Source organism: Pseudomonas sp. 910_23 (assembly GCF_052850795.1).
This window is the reverse complement of record NZ_VXCZ01000007.1, coordinates 1-23,593: the sequence shown is the minus strand read 5'-3', so window position 1 is coordinate 23,593 and position 23,593 is coordinate 1. Positions and strand designations below refer to the sequence as shown.

Genomic DNA, 23,593 nt, shown 5'->3' with positions numbered 1-23,593 from the left:
GATCTCTATGCAAAGCCTCCCGTTCTCTGCGTTACGCCTGTTCGGTGTGCTGGCAGTCATGGTCTGCGCGCTGTTGACGACGCAAGCCCGTGCCGATTACACCGACCTTTCCCTGACCCATGAAAAAAATATTCAGTCCTACGTCGTGAATGCCGACGGCAGCTTTGTACTGGATGTCGAACGGGTTATGCGGATCAATGAAGAGCGCGCGATCACCTCCAACGCCCAGCGTTCGGTCACCTACAATCGCACCCTGGAAACCCTCGATATCGTCGAGGCCTACACCCTCAAACCCGATGGCCGCAAAGTCGTGGTAACACCCGACCGGATCAAGGAGCAGCAGGAGCTTGAGTCTGCCCAGGCGCCGATGTTCCAGGACTCGCGGGTCAAGGTGGTGATCTTCCCGGAGCTGCAAGTGGGCGATCGGATGGTGCTGCGGTACCAGCGCCATCGCAATACGCCGTTGTTTCCAGGGCAGTTCGAAGACCTTTTCTCGCCGGATTTCTACCAGAATGAACAGGTGCGCCTGAGCTACGACATGCCCGCCGAAATGAAGCTGTACGCCGACTCACGGGGTTTCAAGGCGTCCACGCCAGCCAACGCCAACGGGCGAACGGTGTACCGCTGGGACTTGGAACAAACCAAGAAAAACCGCGTGGAAGAAGGCTCCGTTGCCTACACCGACTACGGGCAACTGCTGGCCGTATCGACGTTCACCGACTACAAACAGTTTGCCCAAGCCTACGCCGCACGCGCACAGGTAGAAGTGACCCCGGCCATGACCCAACTGGCCAAGGAACTCACCGCCAACCTCGACAACCCAGGCAGCAAGGCCCTTGTGCTGAGTGATTGGGTACGCAAGAACATTCGCTATGTGGCCGTGTACGTCGGTGCCGGCGGCGTAGTACCGCATTCAGCGCAAGCGGTGCTGGATAGCCGCTATGGCGACTGCAAGGACCATGTGGCCCTGCTTGAAGCGCTGCTCAAAGCCGTCGCCATTGAAAGCTCGCCCGCCCTGATCAACGCCGGCAACGCCCACGTACTGCCCAAGGTGCCAACCCTGGGGGTGCTCAACCATGTGATCACTTATGTACCCAGCCTCGATCTGTACCTGGACTCCACCGCGACACCCATCGCCGCTGGCTACCTGCCTCTGCCCGAACTCGGCAAACCGGTGTTGCTGACACAGACCGGTGAACGTACACAAACGCCGTCCGGCCAACCTGGCAAAGTGAACACAACCATAGCCTTCAAGGTCAACGCCAAAGGCGCTGCAGACTTTACCAATGACTCCACCATCGACGGTTGGGGCGCAGAGTTTAACCGCTTCATGCTCAAAGCCATGCAGCCGGCCGACCGTAACCAGTTGGTGCAACAGATCCTGAGCATGTATGGGCAATCCGGTAGCGGAGTGATCGAAACTGCCGACTTGGACAGTACTGCCAATACCTTCAAGTTCACGATCAAAGGCCACACCAGCAACCTGGTGAACCTGCCTGGCCCGACCGGGGTGCCTACCCTCTCCAGCCTGGCCGGCGGTATTGGCCAGAGCGTGTTTTCCTTGATCGTCGAAAAGGAACGTACTCAGGCCTTCACTTGCCTCTCAAGTGAGATCACAGAGGTAGCGCGCCTGGAGTTCCCCGCCAAGGTGAAGATCCTCGCGGTGCCCAAGGCAGTATCGGTGAAACAGGCGGGCTTCGACTATCGCTCGACCTATGTGAAGAAGGCCAATACGGTGCTGATCACCCGTCAGTATGTGTTTAGCAAACCAGAGATTCTCTGCACCCCAGAGGATTTTGCGGCCATGCAACCGGCGATTGAAGGCATGGTCAACGACTTGAAAAGCCAGGTCATTGTGCAGACGCTGTAACGCCCTCGCCCTTCTTGCGTGTCAGTGCTGACGCACTGGCGCGCGGGAATCGTGGGCTGCGATGCTGAGGCGCGGGTATAAAAACCGCTCCCCACCCAGCCGTCGCTATTGTGAGGCGCTATCTGCCTTTAATGCTCTGACTCGACAGCCCGCACGCTCGTAAAATCAAGAATGACCGTAAACCTCTGTTGCTCACGGATCACTTCAATCTGCCAGCCCAGCTTTGCGCACAATTGCCGCATCAACTGCAACCCTAGCCCATACCCAAAATCGTCGGACTCCTGTCGCGGCTTGGCCTCGCGGACGTGATTAGCAATCATCAGCCGTGGGTATTTGAAACGGATGTCTACCGTGCCCTCTTCTGCGTATTGCAGGGCATTGCGCAGGAAGTTGCCGATCACGATACGACACGCCGTAGGGGGCAGTCGGCAAGGTTCGGTGTGGATGTCGATGCTTAGCTTGATATCGCGGTTACCGATCAGGTAGCGGTGCTTCTCAATCAGTTCGCCGACTACCTCGCTCAGATTAACGTCTTGCTCGGGCAGCGATTCGGAACGCTCGCGGCTCATCCATAGCAATGTCTCGGCAATCAGCTGCATGTTCATCACAGAGCGTTCTATACGTTGCAAGGAAGGCGGCAGCACACCGCCCGATTGCAGGGCCAACAATTCGATATTGGCCTTGAGCACCGCCAGTGGCGTGCGCAGTTCATGGCTGGTGTAGCGCAACAGACGGCCTTCACGCTGGCTGGCGGCCTGCACCTGCTCAACACTTTTGGCCAGGGCATCGGCCAGCATATTGAACTCCTTGAAACTGAAACCCGGCCTTGTGCTGGCCAGAGCATCAGGGTCTTTGAGTGTGCCGGACCATTGCACCAGACGCCCCAGCGGCCGAACCAGCCACCAGACCAGCAAGGCGATGATGATCAGCGCCGGCACGAAGACAGCCAGGCTGATGAACTTGACACTCTCTATGACCTGATCGAAATAGGCGTCAGACAACGGCGTCTCGACCTCACCCCCGGCTTCCTTATCGTGGTCGATGTCGTACATGTAGAGGGTTTTGCCGTCACCCAGGGGCTGTTCGAGGATGATCTGGAAAGGCTCGTCGTCGTCATCGGAATAGAGATCGCCGAAGATATTCACCGCACCGAAGGACAGGCTCGGTGGGGTATCGAGCAACTCACGCACGTCCTGCGGCAATGCCTGCTTGCCGATGACGCTGGTATAGAAGTAATTGTGCGGCGTCGGCGTGGTCGGGTCCTGTTTGTAGTGCCGGAGAAAATATTGGGCTTCCTCCTCCATCATCGCGCTGGCGGTATAGAACAGGCCGCGCACGGTAAATTCAGGCAGCAGCTTGCTGTAGATCACCAGCACCACCGCAATCAAGCACAGGAAACTGCCGCTGATTACCCACTTCAGACTCAGGCCGTTACGCATGGGGTTTTACCTGAATGCCGACACCCGCCAGGGTATGGATCAACGGCCGGGCAAAAGGCTTGTCCACAGCCTTGCGCAACCGATGCATATGCACCTTGAGCGTATCAGTGTCGGGTGGCTCGTCGCCCCAGATCTTCGCTTCCAGACGTTCTCGAGAGACCGGCTGTGGGCTTGCGCGCATCAGGTTTTCCAACAAGGTCCAGCAGATGGGCGACAAATGCAGCTCCTGCCCTGCGCGGCTGACCTTGCGGGTGGTCAGCTCCATTACCAGGTCATCCACTTGCAGGCGACTGGTCTGGCCGCTGCGGCGCAGGCTCAGGGCGCGAATCCTGGCGACCAGCTCGGCCAGCTCGAACGGCTTGACCAGGTAGTCGTCGGCTCCGGCAGCGAAACTGGCGAGCTTGTCGGATAACGCGTCCAGCGAGGTCAGCATCAGGATCGGCGTCTGGATGCCTTGCTGGCGCAACCGGTCGCATACCTGCTGGCCGTTCAGTCGCGGCAGCATGATGTCCAGGAGGATGACGTCGTAATACTGATTGAGCGCCAGGTTAAGCCCGGTCTGACCATTACTGACGTGGTCGCAGACAATGCCGCTGATCTCCAGATACTCGATGACGGTGGTGGCCAGATCAAGGTTGTCCTCGACCAGCAGCAAGTGGATATGCACGGGGAAAACCTCGAACAGGGAGTGCGCAGAGGTTTGCAGGATAACGGAACTCGAGCTGCTTTCTGCTGACGTTTACCTGACGTTAACCCACTGCTGCTTAAGCTAAGGCTTCTCTTATCCAGAGCTCGCCCTCGCCATGAACCTGTCTTCGATGATCAAAGGTGCCCTGCTAGCCTTGATTTTCCTCGCCCTGCTGGTGGGTTTCCTGCCACCGGACGCTCAGCGGGGGCGCATGGGCGGCAGCGGCTGGTTTCCGATTGGCCAGAATGCCGAGCGCACAGGATCGAGTTATGTCGCCAGCGCGTCCTGACGACATCGGCGCCAGTTATGCCGCCCAGCTGGTCGCGTGCGTGGTGCTGATTGTTGGCGTGTCGGTTTCGGTGGGTATCTATATTGCTCGCTTGAATGCCCACGTCGATAAGCAACGAGAGCTGGCGCCGGTGTATCTGCACGCCTGCCCCGAAGGTCGCGGGGGCTTTATTGTCTACCCGGATGGCAGGCGCAGCGGTGACAGTTGTTATAGAGCCGATGAAGGTGAATCGACAGAGGCCGGCCAGGCGCGGGATTAGACAGGACTCATGCCTGTCGCACCATGCATTTGCGCGCCCTATTTATTGCTCAGCGCATTGGCCAGACGCAGCATGGCGGATTCAATTTCACATGCGCTCAAGGACGAATACCCTAACAGCCAACCTTGCTTCTTTTGTTCGCCGGCGTATAGCCGGCTGAGGCCGGGCAGTTGCACGCCCGCACTGGCAGCTTGGCGGATGGTCTTTTCTTCCGACCAGCCCTCGGCCAGCAGGCAGGGAATCTGCAATCCACCTTGGGTGGTCAAGGCCGTCGCAATACCGTTCAGATGCTGGCTGATAGCATTGAGCATGACCGCACGGCGGCTGGCGTAGAGTTTGCGCATGGCCCGAACATGGGCGTTGTAGTGACCGTCCTCCATGAATCGCGCCAGGGTCAATTGAAGGACCTGCGGCGTATGGCCGTCCATCATGCTGCGCGCATAGGTGAAGGCTTTGACCAGTTCGACAGGCAGCACCATATAGCCCATCCGCAACCCCGGATAGAAGCCAAACGCGTAGGGCGCGATGGCGAGTTTTACATCTTTCATTTGGGCAGACCGGAGCTTTCCTCTCGGTACAACGCAATCGGTCGTTTCGGCAGGATTTCAGAGGTTGCCAGTAGGATTTCTGGACAGCTTTCAGGCGAAGGCAATAGCGCCGCATTCCGCGAGTTCGCCTGGCGATTCGTGAACATCATTGCGCGTGCACTGGTTGAGCTTGGAGTGCGTCCTGACTACATCAAAATCCAGCAGCACGTGATCAATATCGATGCGCTATTCGTCGAGTACAGCGGCTATTACTTTGCCAAGCATGACACCAAAGCTTGGGAGTCAATCGTGAACATCGAAGGCACCCTCAATGAAAAGAATACGCCTTTCAATATGCGTGGCCGCCAAAAGCGCGTAGTCGCGATTGATCATTACCTATCTAAAACTCGCGTAGCTGATCCAGTGATGGATGGACTGCGATCGGCAGTCAGGTATGACAAGACCTACTTCGACAAGATCGTCGCGTCATTGCTGCCCCTCTTAGAAAAGCTGACCACCGGCCGTATGGCAGAACTGCTTTCACCCGACTACACAGATTTGAATGACCCGCGCCCAATCTTCGACTGGATACAGATCATCCGCAAGCGAGCCATCGTATACGTCGGCTTGGATGCCTTGTCGGATCCTGAGGTGGCTGCAGCAGTCGGGAACTCGATGTTTTCAGACCTGGTGTCTGTGGCTGGCCACATCTACAAATTTGGCATTGATGACGGACTGCCTGGCGCCTCGAATGAACAAAAAATTCCGATCAACCTGCATGCCGATGAATTCAACGAATTGATGGGTGATGAGTTCATCCCGATGGTGAACAAAGGAGGCGGCGCCGGCATTCGGGTCAGTGCTTACACCCAAACCCTGAGCGACATCGAGGCTAAGGTTGGCAACCGTGCCAAAGCGGGTCAAGTAGTAGGCAACTTCAACAACCTGTTCATGCTCAGGGTGCGTGAAACGGCGACAGCCGAGCTGCTGACCAAGCAGCTCCCCAAGGTTGATGTGTACTCAACAACACTCGTGAGCGGCGCTACCGACAGCTCGGATCCATCAGGTAACACTGACTTTACCAGCAACACTCAGGACCGAGTGAGCTCAACAAGCGTACCACTCATCGAGCCAGCCCATATCGTCAGCCTGCCCAAAGGCCAAGCATTTGCGCTGATTGAGGGTGGGAATCTCTGGAAGGTTCGTATGCCACTACCTGCACCTGATTCCGATGAATTAATGCCAAAGGATCTTCAGACACTTGTTGAAGCTATGCGCAATAGCTACGTCGACAGTGCCGGCGAGTGGTGGACCAGTAGCAGCACCCGGCCGCTGGATGAATCACTACCAAACCAACTGCAGGAAGACTTCGTTGAGCCATACGTCGCAAGGAACGCCGAACCATGAGAGGGCCAACACGCACAATGTTGCGCTTCATCAACCTGCGAGCAATGGCACCTAAGGTCAAGGAGATTTCGGGGGAACTACAGCATCTGCTGACCTACGCCAGGTTGGGCATTTACGACGGCCACGTACTTTTTGATCACTTACGAGATGAGGGTCTCAAACCAAAGTGGATCAATCCCAGCAACATACAAATTGAGGATCCTGTCGCAGGCCCCCTCCTCGTCTGCTTTGAACACTGCCACATGACCATTCACTGAGCGGGACGAGCTAATGGCAAGCACATCGGATACCGCCAAAAATCAACAGCAGTACCGCAGACAGGGCTGGATCAGCAAAGCGGTAGGCATGCCATTCACCCTGCTCGGAATCCTTTTAGTTTCACTGACTTTCAGCATCGTGACGGAATGGATTGGATTGTATTTTTTTTGGGAGGAAGATGGCTGGCACCACTCTATGGGCATGCTCAATAGCGAACTGGAATGGCTGTCCACGTCATTCAAGCAGAGCGTGTTGATCCACGACCCTAACCTCGCGGCCCGCAAGATTATTGGCGCTGCTTACGAATGGTGCTTTGAAAAAACGGGCATCATCGGCTGGATCACATACTCATCAGAACAGGCCAGACAGAATAGTGCCAGTGATGGTGGGTTGCAGTACTACATTGGAGTCGCCTATGTACAGGTCGAGAATTACGGGCTGGCTGCCGTCTATGCAACGCTCACATTCCTGGCAAGACTGTTAATTTTGACGCTGACCCTACCGCTATTCTTGATGGCAGCATTCACAGGGCTGGTGGATGGCTTGGTGCGTCGCGACCTTCGTAGGTTTGGTGCAGGACGCGAATCCGGTTTTGTCTATCATCGAGCGAAAAAGCTGATTCAGCCACTGCTTCTGGCCCCCTGGATTTTCTATCCCGCATTACCCGTGACCGTGAGTCCATTAACGTTGCTAATTCCAAGCGCGGCGTTGCTGGGTCTCATCGTCAGTATATCTTCAGGGAGCTTCAAAAAGTATTTGTGATAACCGAACCTACAGAACTCGATTACAAAGCCTCTCCGCTCATATAAGCATCGGTGATGCACATGTCAAAAATGACATGCTCAAAACGCCCCCGAGCATCCATTGCGCACAACCATAAAACTCACTTAAAATAAAAAACAATAAACATCAATTTTCGCAAGAAAGGGATTTTATGCACCACACTTCCGCAACATTTGAATTTTATAAAAGCCAAATCATTTTACTAACAAAAGCTTCATTCAAAAACGACATCCAAGGCATTGGGACTGCGGCTTTCAGTTTTTTTGAAGGAAAGCAACACTTGCTTGGAGAAATTGCGCAGTTAAGCGCTAATCATATTACGTCAATGTTTACTGACCAGCAACTGATCGAGTGGAATGATCAAAACCCCCAAACTATTCTCAAGTGGATTGAGGGCCTTTATTTTTATTTCAGAAGCATGGCAGCCATCCCTGAGGTTGCTGATGAGTTGTGGCCTTACGTTACTGCCATTGCAAACAAATACCGCCAGTATGAAGACGAATATCTTGGAGCACTTTGCCAGCTAGCATCCTGGGATTTTAGCTACAAAAAACTTCGTCATCAACAATGCTTAGATCATATAAAGTCATTACGCCTCACATCAAAAAAAACAAAGACAGTGAGAAACCTGTTCCTTTCAACCTCTATAAACAAAGATTCTAGCGACTTCATAAAAAACATAGCGAGCGCTTATAAAAATCGAGCACAACTAAGCCATCACAACTTAGCAATATCAATAATAAACTACTACTGCATGATATCTCAGAACGAAAAAACCCTTGACGAACTCATCAAAATACTCAAAGGACCAAATTTTAAAAACCGCTTAAACCAAGAGTCAACTGACTTTCTTAAACCGTTAATATGGGAGCTTTTTGACAAAGCTGAATACGGTCGCCTTCTCAGATTTTTAAGAGCGTTAAAAAGTTGCAAAAGCGAGGCACCATTCACTAGCGCTCATGCATTTTTGTTGTGCAACTCTGAGCATCTTGTGATTCAAGGTCACAATTGGCTGGACACCTTCGAAACTTCAGGCAACTACGATTCCTACAAAACTCTTATTGCCCAGTCGAATCAAGCCACCAATACTTTCATAAGCCTCTTGGGAGAAAGCACAGATACAGATCCAACTTTCGACTCTCGAAGAAAAGGGGCACCTCCCATCGACGACGACCTTGAATCATTAGCCATCGCCACGATATCTCATCTAAGGTTAGAAGACCCTATTTACAGCCAACTTAATCTTCTAACACTAACTCCCTCTCACAACTTCCCTATACAATCTTCATTATTCAAGCTTGGTAAAAAGGCGCCTATTATCTCTACAAGCCTTGAGGAATTATTGGAAGAGAGCGAGACCAAGAAATTCATATTCTTCCTTTCATCACTTGTAGCCATTATGCCAATCGAAGAAAGCTACATCAAAGCCGAGTTCGGTGCAAACGCCAAAATTATTATTGATCCGACACCGGCGGATTTTGTGAGCAGTATGACCTCAGGCGAGTATAACGTTTTTTACATATCATGCCATGGAGAATACAGTCATTGGGGTGATGGTAGCGAGGACAATATCGTTTTTAGCGAAACCTCAAAAATCAGTATTCCAACCATTGTTGAATGTAGCGCTCAACATCATGAAAAAAGAAACATAATACTTAATATTTGCGATGGAGCCACATCAACGATTAGTTGCATACCGTATAACAGAGGAATGGCGTCTTCTTTCGCCCGGGGACATCAAACTGTCATTTCCCATCTCTGGCCCGTTAGCTCCGTTTACGCCTGCGCATTTGGTCTATTGACGCTTCACTTCTTGAAAACCTTAAGTGCCATCGAAACAGCCCAAGAAACATTTAATATATTAAATTCCGAAAACCCCATCATCATACGAAAAATAGGATCACTCTCACCTGCTCTCAAAATTCTTGCAACCTATTTGAGCAGGGCAGACTTCAACATGAACGAGTTTAAAAATATCGGCAGCGTAGCCATTTACTCTTAGAGCTAGCCTTCAAAACTGGGCACTTTAAATAAAGTGCCTTTTCTATAATGGCTATTTTTTAGCCCTTACAAAAATACTCCAAGACCAATCCAGTTTCCCTACTGGCAAAGAAAATCCCATGCGAGACACTCAGAAAAACCTTCTGCGCATGGATGGCCTCAATGCCCTCACCCTACACAACTCTCGGTACGGTTGCGCTTTTAGCGTGCTTCACGGTGCCTATGACGCTTGCAGCGCCAGCGAGCGATGAACATCAATTGCTCACCCTCATCCTTCGTCAGCTTGATGCGATAGATCGTCTATCGTCGGCCAGTACGAATGCCGTCATCGATACCCAAGCCCGATACACCTTTGACTATGCTCGCCTATCAGCAGACCTCGATCTGATCCGCCAGGGCATCAGCGGCTACCTCACGCCTTCCCGCGCTCAACCTCGACATCCACCCGAGTTAACTGGGCATTACACGCGGTCGGGCCAACGTCAGCCATGAGCATGAGCCCACAACAGCTCACAGCGTTCCAGGCCATGGGCGGCTTCACGCCGCAGCAGAGCACAACCTTCTTCATCGGCTTGGTACTCGCCAGTGCGTTGGTGTTTGCCGCCTGGGCACTCAGCAGCGGCTACAGAGGCTGGGCCACCGGCCAGATCTCACAGGCCAAGTTCGTCGGCTTAACCATGAAAGTAACCCTCATTTACATCCTGCTCACGTTCCTGTTGCTGCACTGACGCAGCCTCAATATTCAACCATCGCCATTGGAGGCAACCATGCATGCTCGCTCACTGTTCAAAAACCTCACTCACCGCCTTTCGCTCTATGCCCTCACCCTCTGTGCCGTCATATCCTCCGGTACGCATGCAGCACTGCCTCAAATGGAAACTCCAAGCCGTGGTGAAGGGAACGGCATCATCCAAACTTTACAAAATCATGGTTTCGATATCGTTGGGCTCATTGCGTTAGCGATTGCCGCCGCTGCGTTTTGCGGCGTTGCTTACCACGCGTACGGCTCTTACTCGGAAGTACAAAGCGGCAAGAAGACCTGGGGCCAATTCGGTCTCACCTGCGGCGTCGGTGCCCTCCTCCTGGTGATCATCATCTGGCTGCTGACCAAAGGCACTGGCGTGCTCTGAGGTGAGTGAGCAATGAACGATCTAGACCACTGCCTTCCCGACGGCACACTGCGTTTCCTGCCAACACGCCTGAACCGTCAGCCCGTCATCGTATTGGGACTTACAGCAGATGAGATGTGGGTGACTGTGGCGTGTACTGGGATAACCGGCTTTGGACTTGGAGTTGCCATTGCGTTGCTTTTTCAAAGCATCGCAATGGCGCCGACAGTGATGATGCTCTGCATCGGGCTGGGACTGTTTATCAGTGGAAAACTGCTGCGCCGCTATAAACGCGGCAAACCCGCGACGTGGCTCTATCGGCAAGTCCAATGGACCATCGCCATGCGTTGGCCGTTACTCACCGCATGGACCGGCGGCGCAGACCTGGTGACGCGCTCCTGTCGATGGAGCACTCGCAGGAGTCATCGCCTATGAGTCGCTTCAGGAATGAAGTAGTTCGGCTTGAATCTCATATCAAAACCCTGCGTACCGGCTGCGGTTTGATATTCGGGATCGCCGTAATGATGGGAGTGGGCTGGTGGGATTCACCAAGAAACCTAACCATCCACAACCCGCCTGACTTACGCTCGGGGAGCACACGCAAATGGTGGGAGATTCCCCCCGAGTCGGTTTACACCTTCAGCTTCTACATCTTCCAACAGCTCAATCGCTGGCCGGCAGATGGCGAAAAAGACTACCCCCGCCTGATCCACACGCTCAGCGCCTATTTAACGCCTAGCTGCAAAGCTGAACTGGAAAGCGATTTTCAGAAACGCCAAAACGCGAGTGAGCTACGCAGCCGTACGCGCAGTGTTTATGAGATCCCCGCTCGCGGTTATGGCGACCACCCTGAACTGCGTGTCCAGGTGCAAGGGCGTGATCATTGGCTGGTCAACCTGGACCTGGCGACAGAGGAGTTCTATGGATCTGAACGGGTCAAACAAGCCTTTGTACGCTATCCATTGAAGGTGGTGCGCCAGGACATCGATCCAGAAAAGAACCCGTTCGGCCTGGCCCTGGACTGTTTCGACTCCCTCCCACAACGCATCTCATCTCCCACCTCTTCCACCGCCAAAACACTCAAATAAGCATGGAGGCTTGTATGCGTTGTCTACGTTTCGTCTTGCCACTCTGGCTGGGCTGTGCGGTCGCTCACGCTGTCGAAATTATGCAGTGGGAGCGGTTACCGCTTGCCGTGCCTCTGCATGTTGACCAAGAGCGCATTATCTTTATCGACCAAAACGTCAGAGTGGGCGTGCCGCGCGCGCTTGCCGACAGTTTGCGTATCCAGAGTGCAGGGGGCACCTTGTACTTACGGGCATCAGCGCCGATCGCACCCACCCGCCTGCAACTGCAAGATGTACGTACTGGCGAAATCATACTGATCGACGTCACCGCTTCTACGGCTGAAGACCAATTGCCCCTTGAACCCGTGAAAATCGTAAAAGCGACTCCGGCCCCCTCACGCTCCGGCGATGACTCAACCACGTCTGCTCAAGCCGTCGAATCGTCTAACGACGAGCATGAGCAAACACCGTCAAGTCACCACCAAACACCGCTACCTGTTGTTCTCACCCGCTACGCTGCGCAGAACCTTTACGCGCCTCTTCGCACCCTCGAGTCCCTCCCTGGCGTCGTTCAAATCAACATTCAACGTGAAATAAACCTCGACCACCTGCTCCCCATGCAACCAGTTGTCCCATCGTTACTCGGAGCTTGGCAGCTGGACGATCATTATGTGACGGCCGTTGAACTGCGTAATACCTCAAGTGACAGCCTCAATCTAGATCCACGCGTACTGCAGGCCGACCTCGTCAGTGCGACCTTTCAACACCATTACCTGGGGCCTTCTGGGCTGGCTACGGATACCACAGTCGCCTACCTGGTAACCCGGGGCAAAAATCTGAATCAGGCGATAACACCTGCTATCAGTCGGATAGATACCAGCTCCAATCTGAAATCCCTCAGCGGAGGCGCTCATGCAGAGTAACGGCCTGCTCAAGTGGCTCGTCCTGGTACTGATACTCCTCGTGGTTTTCGGTGTTTTCAAAGCCTGCTCAAACAAAGAATCCCCTACCCCGTCAGTTCAAACCAACGAACCACAGTTATCTAAAGATGAAATGAAACAGCTGGGGATTGAGGGCGACACACCTCACGACACGGTGGCCACCCTCGTTGCTCAGACCAAGGCCATGCGTAATGAGCTGAAAACACTCATCTCTGAAAATAAGCAACAACAGGAAGAAAACGCTCGCCTACGCCAGCGAGATAGCGAGATTGACCTGCGGATCCGGCAAGCGTTGAACGTTGAGTTAGACAAGACTCAATCCGAAGCCCCTCGTCGTCTGAACGAGCAAGAAACACAAAGTCTTTTCGAGGAGCTGAAACAGCGCCTATCAACTGATTTTCTAAATCATCGTAACGCCGACCTGCCCATTGGCCTGGGACTTCAGCCTGGGGATGGCGAGCATTTTTCCAAGAGAGGATCTGATCTGATGTGGATTGATCCAGTCGATGCAACAGCGATCGACGCACAAGGTAAGCCGCTACCCTCTGGCTCCAAAAAAACCGCCACGGGTTTCAACTTCCCGGAAGCGTTCAGCGATGAAATTAACCGAGCTCAACGGGAGTTGAAAATCAGCACCGGAACGGTTGGGCGAAACATCAGGACGACCGACGAAAAGGACTCCGCAAAAGCCGTCTATACCTTACCTGAGAACAGCACACTCACTGGCTCCATCGGCATGACGGCACTGATCGGCCGCGTGCCGGTAGACGGCGTCGTTAATGACCCCTATCCCTTCAAAGTCCTCATTGGTCCTGACAATCTCACCGCCAATGGGATTGATCTGCCGGACGTCGCAGGCGCCGTGCTCAGCGGGACGGCCGCGGGTGATTGGACACTCTCATGCGTACGGGGACAAATCGCCAGCATGACGTTTGTGTTCAATGACGGCCGAATCCGAACCCTACCCACTCCTCAAAAGATGACTAATCGGCAAAGCGCGGGCCAAGCCAGCAGTTCTCAGCTCGACAAAATCCAAGGCGGAATCGGCTGGCTCAGTGATCCCTACGGGATTCCGTGCATTTCAGGGGCAAGACGCTCGAATGCCGAGCAGTATCTGGGCACCAAGAGTTTGATCACCTCTGCCGGCGCCGGCATTGCTAAGTTGTTTGACTCGGGAAAACCAAACTCCAGCACGGTATTCAATGCCAGTGGTACACCAGTAGGCGCAGGTGCCGCGGGCACTGACGCGGTAAACACCATCCTCTCCAGTGGCGTGAAAGATATCGGTGAATGGGTTAACAAACTCTACGGTCAAGCCTTCGCAGCGATCTATGTAGAGCCGGGAGCCCAGGTTTCCGTGCATTTGGATCGACAACTCGAAATTGACTACGAACCCATGGGCCGAAAAGTACGGCACGCTTCTGGAGGTGCGCATGTATCCACGCTCGATTAATGTCGGATGGCTAGTGCTGGTCGGAGACTTAACCGCCGCAGGGTGTTCCACCCACAAGGATGAACTGCTGCCCCACGGCCAACACACCATGCTGGATATATGGAATGCCAACGCCGTCTCAGTGACGCATAACTCTGTAGACAAACAGTTGCAGCACGCACGCTCAAAGTTGAAACGCTCCCTGAACGAAGCAAACAAGGATCTGAACGCCTATACCCGCACCGCCCAGAACGAGATCTACAGTCAATTCAAACGTCTACCCAATCCAGACCTCGTGATGTACGTCTTTCCCCATCTAGCGGGCTCTGACCCTGTCCCTGTGCCCGGCTACAGCACCGTATTCCCGTTCTATCAGCGAGTGCAGTACGCCATGCCGGGTGAACGCACGGAGGAATACTGATGGAGTACATTCACAAAGCCCCATCGCAAACACGCGCTGAAAGGCATACAGCGCGGCAGGTGCCCGGTCCTGGTGACAGATCGCACAGCACACATGCCGATGAACAAGCTCTGTACGCAAAAGCCCCAAGCTTTGTCGATTTTCTGCCATGGGTGGAGTTTCTACCTGATTCTCAGTGCCTGTTGCTTGAGGACGGAGAATCCGTTGCTGCTTTCTATGAGCTAACGCCCGTCGGTACCGAAGGCCGTGAAGCAAGCTGGCTGAAAACCGTCAGGGATGCATTGGAGAACGCATTGCAGGACAGCTTTGATGAGCTCGAGGATCAGCCATGGATCGTTCAGCTCTATGCCCAGGACGAAACCGACTGGGATGACTACATGCAAAAGCTGAAAGCGTATATCCAGCCGCGTGCGCAGGGCACCGTCTTCACTGAACATTACCTCCAATTGTTCGAACAGCACCTGCAAGCCATCTCCAAACCAGGTGGCTTATTTGAAGACACTGCGGTGACCAAGCTCCCCTGGCGAGGACAGACACGCAAGGTGCGAATGGTGGTGTATCGCCGTAGTCAGCGCACTCCCAACCGACGGTGCCAATCCAGCGAGCAAGCACTCAACAGCATCTGCGATCGCCTAGTCGCTGGACTCAATAATGCTGGGGTGAAGTCGGGCCGCATGTGTGGCGCGAGCATTCACAATTGGCTACTGAGATGGTTTAACCCCAACCCTCGCCTGTTAGGCGATACGGCAAAAGCGCGGAAGGCTTTTTACCAATTGGCGGCATTGTCTGAGAATGAATTCAGCGATGACTTGGAGCTTGCCAGCGGAACTGACTTTGCGCAGCGCCTGTTCTTTGATCAACCACGCTCCGCCGCTCAACAAGGACTCTGGTACCTGGATGAAATGCCGCATCGTGTCGTTGTATTGGATCGTCTTCGATCTCCACCCGCGACGGGGCATCTGACAGGCGAGACCTCCAGAGGCGGCGACGCCACCAACGCCCTCTTCGATCAGATGCCTGAAGACACCATCTTGTGTATCACACTGGTGATCACCCCACAGGACATGCTTGAGGCGCACCTCAACCATCTAGCCAGCAAGTCTGTTGGCGATACCTTGGCGTCCGAACAAACCCGGGAAGACGTGCAACGGGCCCGCTCGCACATTGGTAGCGCGCATAAACTTTACCGAGGTGCCGTAGCCTTCTATTTGCGAGGAAAGGACATCGAGCAATTAGATGAGCGCACCCTGCAGCTCCACAACGTGATGCTCAACGCGGGCCTTCAGCCAGTGCGCGAAGAGCACGAAGTAGCACCGTTGAACAGCTACCTGCGTTGGCTACCCTGTGTGTTCAATTCAAGAATGCGCAATAGCGACTGGTACACCCAACTGATGTTCGCACAGCACCTAGCTAACCTGGCGCCCGTGTGGGGCCGTAGCGAGGGTACCGGGCATCCAGGCATTACCTTCTTCAACCGCGGGGGCGGCACCATCACCATTGACCCCCTCAACAGCCTTGATCGGCAAATGAATGCCCACCTGTTTCTGTTCGGCCCCACCGGCGCTGGTAAGTCAGCCACCTTGAACAACATGCTCAATCAGGTCACGGCAATTTATAGGCCACGCCTTTTCATTGTAGAGGCCGGCAATAGCTTTGGATTATTTGCAGAATTCGCAAAACGCCAGGGCCTAACGGTCAATCGGGTCAAGCTGGCACCCGGCTCGGGGGTGAGTCTTGCTCCCTTCGCCGATGCTCATCGCCTCATCGATTCCCCCTCAAGAGTTAAAACCGTCGACTCTGAAGCGCTGGATGACACTGAGCATACCGAAGACGATGAGCGAGACGTTCTGGGCGAGTTGGAAATTACTGCACGCCTGATGATCACCGGTGGCGAGGAAAAAGAAGAACAGCGTTTAACCCGCGCAGATCGCAGCATGATTCGTCAGTGCATCATCAATGCTGCTATAGCTTGTTCTGAACAGAACAGAACGGTCCTGACTCAAGACGTCCGGGACGCTCTAAGAGCGTTGGGTAGCGACATAAGCCTGCCGGAGCAACGCCGCATACGCATGCTCGAAATGGCAGATGCGATGGACATGTTTTGCCTAGGGGCTGATGGGGAGCTATTCAACAGCGAGGGAACTCCGTGGCCGGAAGCGGACATCACTATTATTGACCTCGCCACCTACGCTCGCGAGGGTTACAACGCCCAACTGTCCATCGCCTATATCTCGCTGATCAATACCGTAAACAACATCGCTGAGCGCGATCAGATGCTTGGCAGGCCGATAATCAACGTGACTGATGAAGGGCACATCATCGCAAAGAACCCATTGCTCTGCTCCTACGCGCTGAAGATCATCAAAATGTGGAGAAAGCTAGGTGCCTGGTTCTGGTTCGTTACTCAGAACATTGAGGACCTACCCAAGGCCGCAGAGCCAATGCTGAATATGATCGAATGGTGGGTTTGCTTGAATATGCCTCCGGATGAGGTCAACAAAATTGCCCGGTTTCGCGAGTTGAACGACGCTCAGAAAAAACTGATGCTGTCTTCGCGCAAGGAGTCAGGGAAATTTACGGAGGGCGTCATCCTGTCCAAATCCACTGAAGTCCTCTTCAGGACCGTGCCGCCCAGTTTGTACTTGGCGATGGCCATGACGGAGCCGGAGGAGAAGGCTGAGCGATTTAGGCTGATGACAACGCACGGAATCAGTGAGTTGGACGCTGCGATATTTGTCGCGAAGGATATTGATCAGAAACGTGGGTTTCCGTGACTAAACCTGTTTGCCCTGAATCTCACCTTTAACACCCATGACGGAGATCAGTTGCGCGGGCGAAGCTACAACTTGGGTCCCGAAAGGCTGGGCAAGTGGTTGCAAAACGCTACACATATATTTGTCTGCCCTAAAATAAGAGACATAAGGAATGTATAATGCATGAATTATATCCACGAAATCGCTTGACTTCACTTTCCGAGGACGTTCCGTGAAAGAATTTTGAAGAGAGTCATAGAAAGCATTGATGCAAACGTAAATACCGGGGCAATATTTCTCAATAACCGCGACGTTATTACACGGAGGTGCTTCAGGCAACGTCAAGGAAAGTAAGCGGTTTACAATATCAATTACCCCCTGACTTTTTAACTCCGACCAGCGTGCACCACTTAATACGCTCCTCGCTTCGCTATGCTCCTCGCCAGACAAGTCTGACAAATATGCACGTAGGTTGGTGAGAGTTATTTCGCAGCTCTCAAGTAAATTTCTAGCTGGACGTCTCACCCATTCTCCGATAGCACCTAACTGTTCGTGATACTGAATAAACCATTGAGCCATATAATGAGGATCGCGCAAAGATTCCAAAAAGGCCCTATCTGCCTGAGTACGAGATGCACGGCCAAGAATATAGTTTTTAATCACTGTAAAGTCTTGAGATCGCATAGGTATTTTCCGGTTCAGCTCACTGTAATCTGCAGGGCCGTAACGCTTCTCTAAATCACTGCGAAACAAACCGCGCTTATTTGTCATACCCGCCTTTAACACTCGCCTCATATTTCGATTCATTGTATGCATGTCCATTTCGCTCTTTAATGCACCTGCAAAATCTATTTCTTCGAGGGGACTAATAAGTGAACCCATCTCGGGAAACCACCCTCCATTACTATCATGAACATCCACTAGCTCTTGACTTTGAGTGACCAAGCAAGTGAGTTCAGCTTTCATAATTCGATCAAACGAGATCAGGGCGTTGCGATCACAGAGCTCGACCAGAAGATTTGTACGCTCCACAGCGGCCATAGCATATTTTTTATCCAGGGGAGACATTTCCGAGATATGTGCAGCAGAGAATACAAAAATTGCATCCCCGCTTCGTTTAAGCGCCCTGAGTGCAGTAAGCTGTTGCAGCTCTGACTCAACAAGGTTAGGTTTACTCAGAACAGAATAATCGCTGCTATCAAGATAAATGAGAATTGGCTTACGCAACTGCTTTTCGACGGACATACTTCAACCTTTTTGATAAACATCTAAACTAATTTTATCCAAAGTCAGCTTTATCGCCCAATTTAGCATTATACTGAATCACAATGATAAACGACACCTGTCACTTTATGCACGGAAACAGACTGTACGGAAGTGATTAGATTAAACTGTGGCCTCCAATCAGGGTTATGCATTTTTTCCACCGATCCCTTATCGAAGAGCACATAGTTAATCCCACCTCCGCTGCGTTGGACAGAACGAAATGCGATCCCGTCAAAATCATGATGAGAAAATCGAATGTATTCAGCAAGAGCTTGGGTCATAACATAATCCGTATCCCCTTTTCTAATGGGGCGAGCGATCAAATCATGCAAATATGTCAGAAGTAATCTGCGCTGCACTCTGTCCTCATACTTGGGACTGAAGAGACTTATCGGGTCATGCTCAAGGAGTTCCAAAGCTGTGAAGTCGAAAAAGAGAAGTTCTTCTGTTGACGTAAATTTCGCCAGTACAACTTCATCACCAATAGATGGTCTCACTTCTGCTATGCAAGTCTCGGGGTCGCCTGATAAATAGATTAGCGGGATACCTGCAGCACTCATTCTATTGTTCGCTGCATGATCTTTAGGTGGAGCACCTAACTCAACATCAGGATCGGCCCGAAAACGGTGTACGTCGGACAAATTTTTAGCAATACGAGCGCGATAAAACACGCTTTCTACAGGAAGCTTTTTGATTGCAGAAGGTTTACCCTCCTCCTTTCCCTTGTTAGACCAGAGAGCTTCAGAAATAAGCGATTCAAAAAAGGTTTTAACACCATCATTGAAAAATCGCTGTCCATGAATAAGTTGAATAGACATTGCCTTCCAGTCACCTTCAACATACCAACGACAATGATCTTCAGACTCAAATGGACTGGGTGCTCTACTATACTCCTGTCCTTCAGCGTAAAATTCCTCATCATCCGCATCGAGGATAACTAGCTTTTGGGCTATAGAATTACAAATCTCTACTGAAGGACATCCTATAGTTTTTTGAATAACCTCGCTCAAGCTCATCTCATACCCTGGATGGAGACCGTAGTCGACGATGAAGTGCTTTTGAAGCGGCTCTCGAATAATGCTCGCGATTTTGGATGGGGTTTGGGCCTTATCAACAAAACTACCGCAAATAGCACACGCTCGTGGCTCCATCAGAGACGCAGCTTTATTCCTCAACCACTCGTCGGCTAAGCATTCCATGCAGATATATGTAGCTTCTATTTTTTCCGCTTCTAAAAAAGCACAAAATATATCTCTCATAATCTCCTCCAACAAAGGAAACAAAATTTCATATTCTTCAAAAAGAGTGTAGCAAGGTTTTTTGCAATACCTGACAAACGTCATTCGAGATATAGAAATTCTTAAGTCTCAATTATAAAATCTGCATCAATCTTAATTTATAGCACACGCGGATAGCGCCTATGACAACCACTTTCTAGCGCTGCACCAACTAGCGAGATAGGCCTGCCCAACTTACATCGAAAGCACGTTACTCTCGCCTTGACCGATCTCTCTTTAACAAAGCTACGAGCACCCCCCTCAAACATATCTTGCGGAAGTGAGAGACTATCTTGTGGCATTAGCCAACAACAATAGCCACATACCTACAAATAACTCAAAATTATTACCCTGACGTTTCAGCGTTGAAGGTATAGGCGTCGCAAAAGATCTAAACCTTTAAATTTTAGCCTTTCACTGTTATGGCCGATTATCAAAAAAACATGAGAATCGGCCCCCTGCCAGAACAGTTCAGTCCTTCCTCAGTTCAATTGCCGAAATAGGCACGTGCCGAATTTAGGTGCTTGAGCTGATCTCTTAAAGGCTTACAGTCTGGATAGCTCGATGTCAAAATAGAGCGTATCCGATCGATAGCCTTTAGCATATTGGCAACACTGGCATACTTCTCAACCCCCTCCCCTCCATAGTAAGCGTTCAGATCCACTTTCTTGCGCTTTTCATTTGTATATTCTGCATACATCCAATCTTCAAGCTCAGATTGAACTCGCATAAGCTTTTGGTTTGCGCTTTGGGGAATGTTAGAAACGTGTAACCGCTGCAAAGCGTTACCCAACGCTCTATGGTTTTTCATACTCATTTCTTGTGATGGCCGCTGGCGAGTTGGGTACCCCGGCCGCCACTGGAACTCGACCGCATTTGTGCTGGATCGATACGTGGTACCGGGCCGTGGCTTCCTTTTTTTACCTTCCCCCTTCCGAGCGGGGCTCACATACTGACCATAATAGCTATCAGTATGAAAGCACCATTGACCTGCTACCTTCAGAGCACTGTCTGACAATCTCTCGACCGCCCCAACCACTCTGCTAAGGAGGTTAGCATCGTTGGAAAGCACATGAGGCACGGCCTCTCCAGGATTATATAGACCATTCCAATCTAACCTGGCCCAGTGGAGATTACTTGCTGCAACCCATGCCTCGCGCCTCGCCAGATCTGGTCCCTCAGTTACATGTTTATAAGGCTCGTCCAGTACAAGCCAACTCCCTGCCACCTCAGAAACCCATTTCGAAGCGTGATCAGTAGAAGGCAGCTCATTCGCTTTTTTCATAGCCGATCGCTGAATCTGATTTGTGACCGGCCTCAATCCTGTAGCTTCGATAAATTGCAACGCTATTGCGGCCTTTATCAAACGTTCCTTCGCACGATCTTGGGTGTCGGTGTTGACTCGCAGCTCGAGATGATCAGAGTACTCGACAAAGAAGCCCTGAAGATTACGGGCGTAGCTGCATTGATGCTTGGTCAAAAAAAGCATCAAAGGTCTTGGCAGCCTGATTTCAATAACTTCAAGACCAGCAGAAGCTGGTTTCGTAGAGGTATCTCGCCAGTAAGCCGAGATGAAGATGCTATGAAGAGGTGGGCCGTCTAGACCACGCTGCAGCGCTCTCCTAGCGTGGTGAAAATTGTCATAGCCGGACTGCTGAGCTGCAATGTCCAGAGCCATCAAGTGAGGGACTTGGGTTTTGCGGCCTATAGATTTGGCCTTACGCTTAATCCCGTCAATAGTAGACGGACTTACGTCGAGGGTAGTGCTCATGGTTTTTCTCCGCCCATTTCGCAACGTCACCCGCCTACGCCACTTTGGGCCTAGAAAAATCATGGCCTTCAGCATAAAGATACTACAGGTAGTGCCGTTTCCAGCTTTCACTGACGGGTGAGGTGCGCCTACCGTTCGCCAGCCAGAATCTATCAGTCTGAAATGCGTAGTGCAAGTACGGCGTCACGTGCCATCACCCGCAACCCTGCCGCGAAAACAGCACCAAGGCGCGCAACAGAAGAGATGGTGATCATCTGACTGCCTCCAGGCGATAAATCCATCAGAGTGAAATGAACAATCTCGGGTCCGTACGGCTGTGAATGTTTTATTCGCGGCCTGGCCCAATCATCCGTATCGATTCCAGATAGCTCGCCACACCGCCCCTGGACATGCGCGCCGGCACCGAAATGGCAATGGCTCGAGTAGTTATGGTGTTCGGTGCAGCGAATCCGCACTGTGCTTATCTCTTTGCCAACCGCCGTGCTAACCGCATGAAAGTGCTGGTGCTTGAAAGCTCGAAATATGGCTGGAGGTGCGCCGGTTGAATCTAGGTAAATTCTACTGGCCTGGTATTCGCCATGGTTCTGAGATGGAGCTGGATCCTGAGCAACTTCAGGTGTTGGTGCAGGATCTGCCATGGCAACGCGCAGGTTGGGGAGGCTCGATCGCACTGATTTAACAGCTGCCATTAGCAGTCCATGATGAGTAAATATCTAAAGAGGAGAGCTCAAATTTTCATTGGTAGTCCTGAAACACCACACTAGAACGACGGTGCATTCGGCATTCAGATTAATCGTCCAGGCTAGCTGAGATCACTTCGAAGAACGCCTGAAAGCTGCCTGAAATTGAATGCACCACTCGCCTGTCAGAGGCTACCCTCCCCGCTGTAAAATTTCGTCGAGCCTCCTGTACCGAGGGGTGTCCCTGAGCGCCGGTTCTGACAGCACGATCGAGTTCAAGCATTGTCGGAGCTCTTCAGGGAAGACGGGATGCTTTCCGGTAACAGCCTCGAGAAGTGCTAGCGAGTCCTCCGGATAAAGACTGCAATGACCTGAGTCCGCCAAGCCTTGCATCACGGAATAAGAGAATTCCAATGGCATCAACCAATCGAAAATGGCCTTTAAGGCTACAGGGAATTTTTTCCCGGCGGCCAATGCCAACTGAGCGAGAGAATCGGCGATTCTCTCAGTTTTCAGCTCCAAATTTTTTGGCCATACCTTCTCCCAGAACGGCTGTATACGGTTCGACCAATTTTCTTCCCGTTGATCCGCTGCGCCTTCCAGCGCTTGTGAGAGTGCCTGTGCCGACTCCTCCAGCCCATCGACAGGCAGCGCCGCAATGGCTGTGCGAAGTTCTTTGACGGAGAAGCTTTCAACTGGTCCTATTGCTACAAAAGTTAAGAAAGCGGCAAATTGTTGCTTGTGTTCTCCCAACTCCTCGTAGTGATGTGCAGTTTGTAAGAGTTCAGATTTAAAGGCGGCTAGCAGCGGTTGGTAGAGCCGCGGCGACCACAGAAACCCTTCCCAGATGCCCTTTGCTTCGAACGCATCTCGCTCCCAATTCAACAGAGGGAGAAGACAGAGCTCTGTCCAATCCTTGTCTACTCGGTAGAGCGAGATCAGGTGCGACCCTAGGATCACTCGACCATTACGGTAGCGCTGGATATTCGTATCCGTCAGCTCCATGAAGAAGTCTGACAGTGCTGGTGGTAGCCCTTCATTATCGCTAGGGGACTGCCGGTACCAATGATTGATGAGAACTTGAGTGACCATTCCGACGGGATGGTTGATGGCTTCAGTAACGGGGCGAGCATTAGAGGAATCGTCCTCTGGTTCAGCATCTGATACAGATGGCAGATCCAGTAGACGTCGGCACAATGCGTAGAGCTGATCCTCATCCGTGATCGTGGTCTTCTCGGAAAGGACTTCCAACCAGTTGGAAACGCTATGAGCGATCTCACCTAATTTCTCATCAGGGAGGGCCAATACTACGGGGGCTGCGTGCGTCCAAAAACGAGTATGCCAACGTCTACCCC

General features: G+C 52.1%; 20 protein-coding genes and 4 pseudogenes. 17 read left to right on the top strand and 7 right to left on the bottom strand.

Annotated elements, in window-relative coordinates; translation table 11 throughout:
* The first annotated feature begins 7 nt into the window (after positions 1–7).
* Positions 8–1,870, top strand: coding sequence for a DUF3857 domain-containing transglutaminase family protein (locus FW800_RS10255; protein WP_446437542.1), 1,863 nt, complete (start codon positions 8–10; stop codon positions 1,868–1,870).
* A gap of 128 nt (positions 1,871–1,998) precedes the next feature.
* Here the strand turns inward: FW800_RS10255 and FW800_RS10250 are convergent, their stop codons facing one another.
* Entirely contained in the window at positions 1,999–3,309 is a 1,311-nt protein-coding gene (locus FW800_RS10250) for a sensor histidine kinase (RefSeq protein WP_446437541.1), read from the bottom strand.
* Positions 3,302–3,976 (bottom strand): response regulator transcription factor, encoded by a 675-nt coding sequence (locus FW800_RS10245; RefSeq protein ID WP_446437540.1) that lies wholly within the window; start codon positions 3,974–3,976, stop codon positions 3,302–3,304. The genes FW800_RS10250 and FW800_RS10245 overlap by 8 nt, the downstream gene beginning before the upstream one ends.
* A 136-nt stretch (positions 3,977–4,112) precedes the next feature.
* Between FW800_RS10245 and FW800_RS10240 the strand changes: the two genes are divergently transcribed.
* Positions 4,113–4,286 carry a hypothetical protein gene (locus FW800_RS10240; RefSeq protein WP_164365968.1) on the top strand — a complete coding sequence of 58 codons (174 nt, stop codon included), beginning with the start codon at positions 4,113–4,115 and terminating at the stop codon, positions 4,284–4,286.
* Entirely contained in the window at positions 4,267–4,545 is a 279-nt protein-coding gene (locus FW800_RS10235; RefSeq protein ID WP_032880171.1) for a hypothetical protein, read from the top strand. Before FW800_RS10240 ends, FW800_RS10235 begins: the two co-directional genes overlap by 20 nt.
* A gap of 38 nt (positions 4,546–4,583) precedes the next feature.
* Here FW800_RS10235 and FW800_RS10230 read toward each other — a convergent pair.
* Positions 4,584–5,048 (bottom strand): annotated as a pseudogene (locus tag FW800_RS10230) (PLP-dependent aminotransferase family protein); the annotation flags it as partial.
* Here FW800_RS10230 and traD point away from each other — a divergent pair.
* The 12 genes and pseudogenes from traD to FW800_RS10170 form a co-directional block, all read left to right on the top strand.
* A pseudogene (gene traD / locus FW800_RS10225) lies at positions 5,046–6,479 on the top strand (type IV conjugative transfer system coupling protein TraD); the annotation flags it as partial. The pseudogenes FW800_RS10230 and traD sit on opposite strands and share 3 nt — an antisense overlap.
* Positions 6,480–6,749: 270 nt before the next feature.
* Positions 6,750–7,499: a TIGR03747 family integrating conjugative element membrane protein gene (locus FW800_RS10220; protein WP_446437539.1), complete on the top strand. Its 750-nt coding sequence runs from the start codon at positions 6,750–6,752 to the stop codon at positions 7,497–7,499.
* Positions 7,500–7,671: 172 nt separating this feature from the next.
* A complete protein-coding gene (locus FW800_RS10215) occupies positions 7,672–9,522 on the top strand; it encodes a hypothetical protein (RefSeq protein ID WP_446437538.1) in 1,851 nt (616 codons plus the stop codon).
* 152 nt (positions 9,523–9,674) lie between these two features.
* Positions 9,675–10,013, top strand: coding sequence for an integrative conjugative element protein, RAQPRD family (locus FW800_RS10210; protein WP_446437537.1), 339 nt, complete (start codon positions 9,675–9,677; stop codon positions 10,011–10,013).
* A 2-nt stretch (positions 10,014–10,015) separates the two neighbouring features.
* Positions 10,016–10,249 carry a TIGR03758 family integrating conjugative element protein gene (locus tag FW800_RS10205; protein ID WP_274355166.1) on the top strand — a complete coding sequence of 78 codons (234 nt, stop codon included), beginning with the start codon at positions 10,016–10,018 and terminating at the stop codon, positions 10,247–10,249.
* Positions 10,250–10,288: 39 nt separating this feature from the next.
* Entirely contained in the window at positions 10,289–10,651 is a 363-nt protein-coding gene (locus tag FW800_RS10200) for a TIGR03745 family integrating conjugative element membrane protein (protein ID WP_446437536.1), read from the top strand.
* A gap of 12 nt (positions 10,652–10,663) precedes the next feature.
* Complete coding sequence (locus FW800_RS10195) at positions 10,664–11,065, top strand: TIGR03750 family conjugal transfer protein (RefSeq protein WP_446437535.1); 402 nt, start codon at positions 10,664–10,666, stop codon at positions 11,063–11,065.
* A complete protein-coding gene (locus FW800_RS10190) occupies positions 11,062–11,718 on the top strand; it encodes a PFL_4703 family integrating conjugative element protein (protein WP_446437534.1) in 657 nt (218 codons plus the stop codon). Before FW800_RS10195 ends, FW800_RS10190 begins: the two co-directional genes overlap by 4 nt.
* A 14-nt stretch (positions 11,719–11,732) precedes the next feature.
* Complete coding sequence (locus tag FW800_RS10185) at positions 11,733–12,620, top strand: TIGR03749 family integrating conjugative element protein (RefSeq protein WP_446437533.1); 888 nt, start codon at positions 11,733–11,735, stop codon at positions 12,618–12,620.
* Entirely contained in the window at positions 12,610–14,091 is a 1,482-nt protein-coding gene (locus FW800_RS10180) for a TIGR03752 family integrating conjugative element protein (RefSeq protein ID WP_446437532.1), read from the top strand. The genes FW800_RS10185 and FW800_RS10180 overlap by 11 nt, the downstream gene beginning before the upstream one ends.
* Positions 14,072–14,491, top strand: a complete 420-nt coding sequence (locus tag FW800_RS10175) for a TIGR03751 family conjugal transfer lipoprotein (RefSeq protein WP_446437531.1) — start codon at positions 14,072–14,074, stop codon at positions 14,489–14,491. The genes FW800_RS10180 and FW800_RS10175 overlap by 20 nt, the downstream gene beginning before the upstream one ends.
* Positions 14,491–17,265: a conjugative transfer ATPase gene (locus FW800_RS10170; RefSeq protein ID WP_446437530.1), complete on the top strand. Its 2,775-nt coding sequence runs from the start codon at positions 14,491–14,493 to the stop codon at positions 17,263–17,265. The genes FW800_RS10175 and FW800_RS10170 overlap by 1 nt, the downstream gene beginning before the upstream one ends.
* Here the strand turns inward: FW800_RS10170 and FW800_RS10165 are convergent, their stop codons facing one another.
* The 3 genes from FW800_RS10165 to FW800_RS10155 all read right to left on the bottom strand — a co-directional run bounded on the left by FW800_RS10165 (position 17,266) and on the right by FW800_RS10155 (position 21,558).
* Positions 17,266–18,489, bottom strand: a complete 1,224-nt coding sequence (locus FW800_RS10165) for a hypothetical protein (protein WP_446437529.1) — start codon at positions 18,487–18,489, stop codon at positions 17,266–17,268.
* A gap of 68 nt (positions 18,490–18,557) precedes the next feature.
* Positions 18,558–19,769, bottom strand: coding sequence for an RES family NAD+ phosphorylase (locus FW800_RS10160; protein ID WP_446437528.1), 1,212 nt, complete (start codon positions 19,767–19,769; stop codon positions 18,558–18,560).
* Between the two features lie 505 nt (positions 19,770–20,274).
* The gene (locus FW800_RS10155) at positions 20,275–21,558 is read right to left on the bottom strand and encodes a DUF5623 domain-containing protein (protein ID WP_446437527.1); all 1,284 of its coding nucleotides are present in this window, start codon (positions 21,556–21,558) and stop codon (positions 20,275–20,277) included.
* Positions 21,559–21,938: 380 nt separating this feature from the next.
* Here FW800_RS10155 and tnpB point away from each other — a divergent pair.
* Both tnpB and FW800_RS10145 read left to right on the top strand, forming a co-directional pair.
* A pseudogene (tnpB, locus tag FW800_RS10150) lies at positions 21,939–22,103 on the top strand (IS66 family insertion sequence element accessory protein TnpB); the annotation flags it as partial.
* Positions 22,091–22,237: a hypothetical protein gene (locus FW800_RS10145; RefSeq protein ID WP_446437526.1), complete on the top strand. Its 147-nt coding sequence runs from the start codon at positions 22,091–22,093 to the stop codon at positions 22,235–22,237. The pseudogene tnpB and the gene FW800_RS10145, both read left to right, overlap by 13 nt.
* A 193-nt stretch (positions 22,238–22,430) precedes the next feature.
* On the opposite strand, the pseudogene FW800_RS10140 reads toward FW800_RS10145, so the two are convergent.
* Positions 22,431–23,593 (bottom strand): annotated as a pseudogene (locus FW800_RS10140) (hypothetical protein); the annotation flags it as partial.

What these genes read in the sequence shown, in the direction of transcription:
- FW800_RS10255 (WP_446437542.1), top strand. Translation starts at nt 8, where the DNA reads ATGCAAAGCCTCCCGTTCTCTGCGTTACGCCTGTTCGGTGTGCTGGCA.
- FW800_RS10250 (WP_446437541.1), bottom strand. Translation starts at nt 3,309, where the DNA reads ATGCGTAACGGCCTGAGTCTGAAGTGGGTAATCAGCGGCAGTTTCCTG.
- FW800_RS10240 (WP_164365968.1), top strand. Translation starts at nt 4,113, where the DNA reads ATGAACCTGTCTTCGATGATCAAAGGTGCCCTGCTAGCCTTGATTTTC.
- FW800_RS10235 (WP_032880171.1), top strand. Translation starts at nt 4,267, where the DNA reads ATGTCGCCAGCGCGTCCTGACGACATCGGCGCCAGTTATGCCGCCCAG.
- FW800_RS10220 (WP_446437539.1), top strand. Translation starts at nt 6,750, where the DNA reads ATGGCAAGCACATCGGATACCGCCAAAAATCAACAGCAGTACCGCAGA.
- FW800_RS10215 (WP_446437538.1), top strand. Translation starts at nt 7,672, where the DNA reads ATGCACCACACTTCCGCAACATTTGAATTTTATAAAAGCCAAATCATT.
- FW800_RS10210 (WP_446437537.1), top strand. Translation starts at nt 9,675, where the DNA reads ATGGCCTCAATGCCCTCACCCTACACAACTCTCGGTACGGTTGCGCTT.
- FW800_RS10205 (WP_274355166.1), top strand. Translation starts at nt 10,016, where the DNA reads ATGAGCCCACAACAGCTCACAGCGTTCCAGGCCATGGGCGGCTTCACG.
- FW800_RS10200 (WP_446437536.1), top strand. Translation starts at nt 10,289, where the DNA reads ATGCATGCTCGCTCACTGTTCAAAAACCTCACTCACCGCCTTTCGCTC.
- FW800_RS10195 (WP_446437535.1), top strand. Translation starts at nt 10,664, where the DNA reads ATGAACGATCTAGACCACTGCCTTCCCGACGGCACACTGCGTTTCCTG.
- FW800_RS10190 (WP_446437534.1), top strand. Translation starts at nt 11,062, where the DNA reads ATGAGTCGCTTCAGGAATGAAGTAGTTCGGCTTGAATCTCATATCAAA.
- FW800_RS10185 (WP_446437533.1), top strand. Translation starts at nt 11,733, where the DNA reads ATGCGTTGTCTACGTTTCGTCTTGCCACTCTGGCTGGGCTGTGCGGTC.
- FW800_RS10180 (WP_446437532.1), top strand. Translation starts at nt 12,610, where the DNA reads ATGCAGAGTAACGGCCTGCTCAAGTGGCTCGTCCTGGTACTGATACTC.
- FW800_RS10175 (WP_446437531.1), top strand. Translation starts at nt 14,072, where the DNA reads ATGTATCCACGCTCGATTAATGTCGGATGGCTAGTGCTGGTCGGAGAC.
- FW800_RS10170 (WP_446437530.1), top strand. Translation starts at nt 14,491, where the DNA reads ATGGAGTACATTCACAAAGCCCCATCGCAAACACGCGCTGAAAGGCAT.
- FW800_RS10165 (WP_446437529.1), bottom strand. Translation starts at nt 18,489, where the DNA reads ATGTCCGTCGAAAAGCAGTTGCGTAAGCCAATTCTCATTTATCTTGAT.
- FW800_RS10160 (WP_446437528.1), bottom strand. Translation starts at nt 19,769, where the DNA reads ATGAGAGATATATTTTGTGCTTTTTTAGAAGCGGAAAAAATAGAAGCT.
- FW800_RS10155 (WP_446437527.1), bottom strand. Translation starts at nt 21,558, where the DNA reads ATGAGCACTACCCTCGACGTAAGTCCGTCTACTATTGACGGGATTAAG.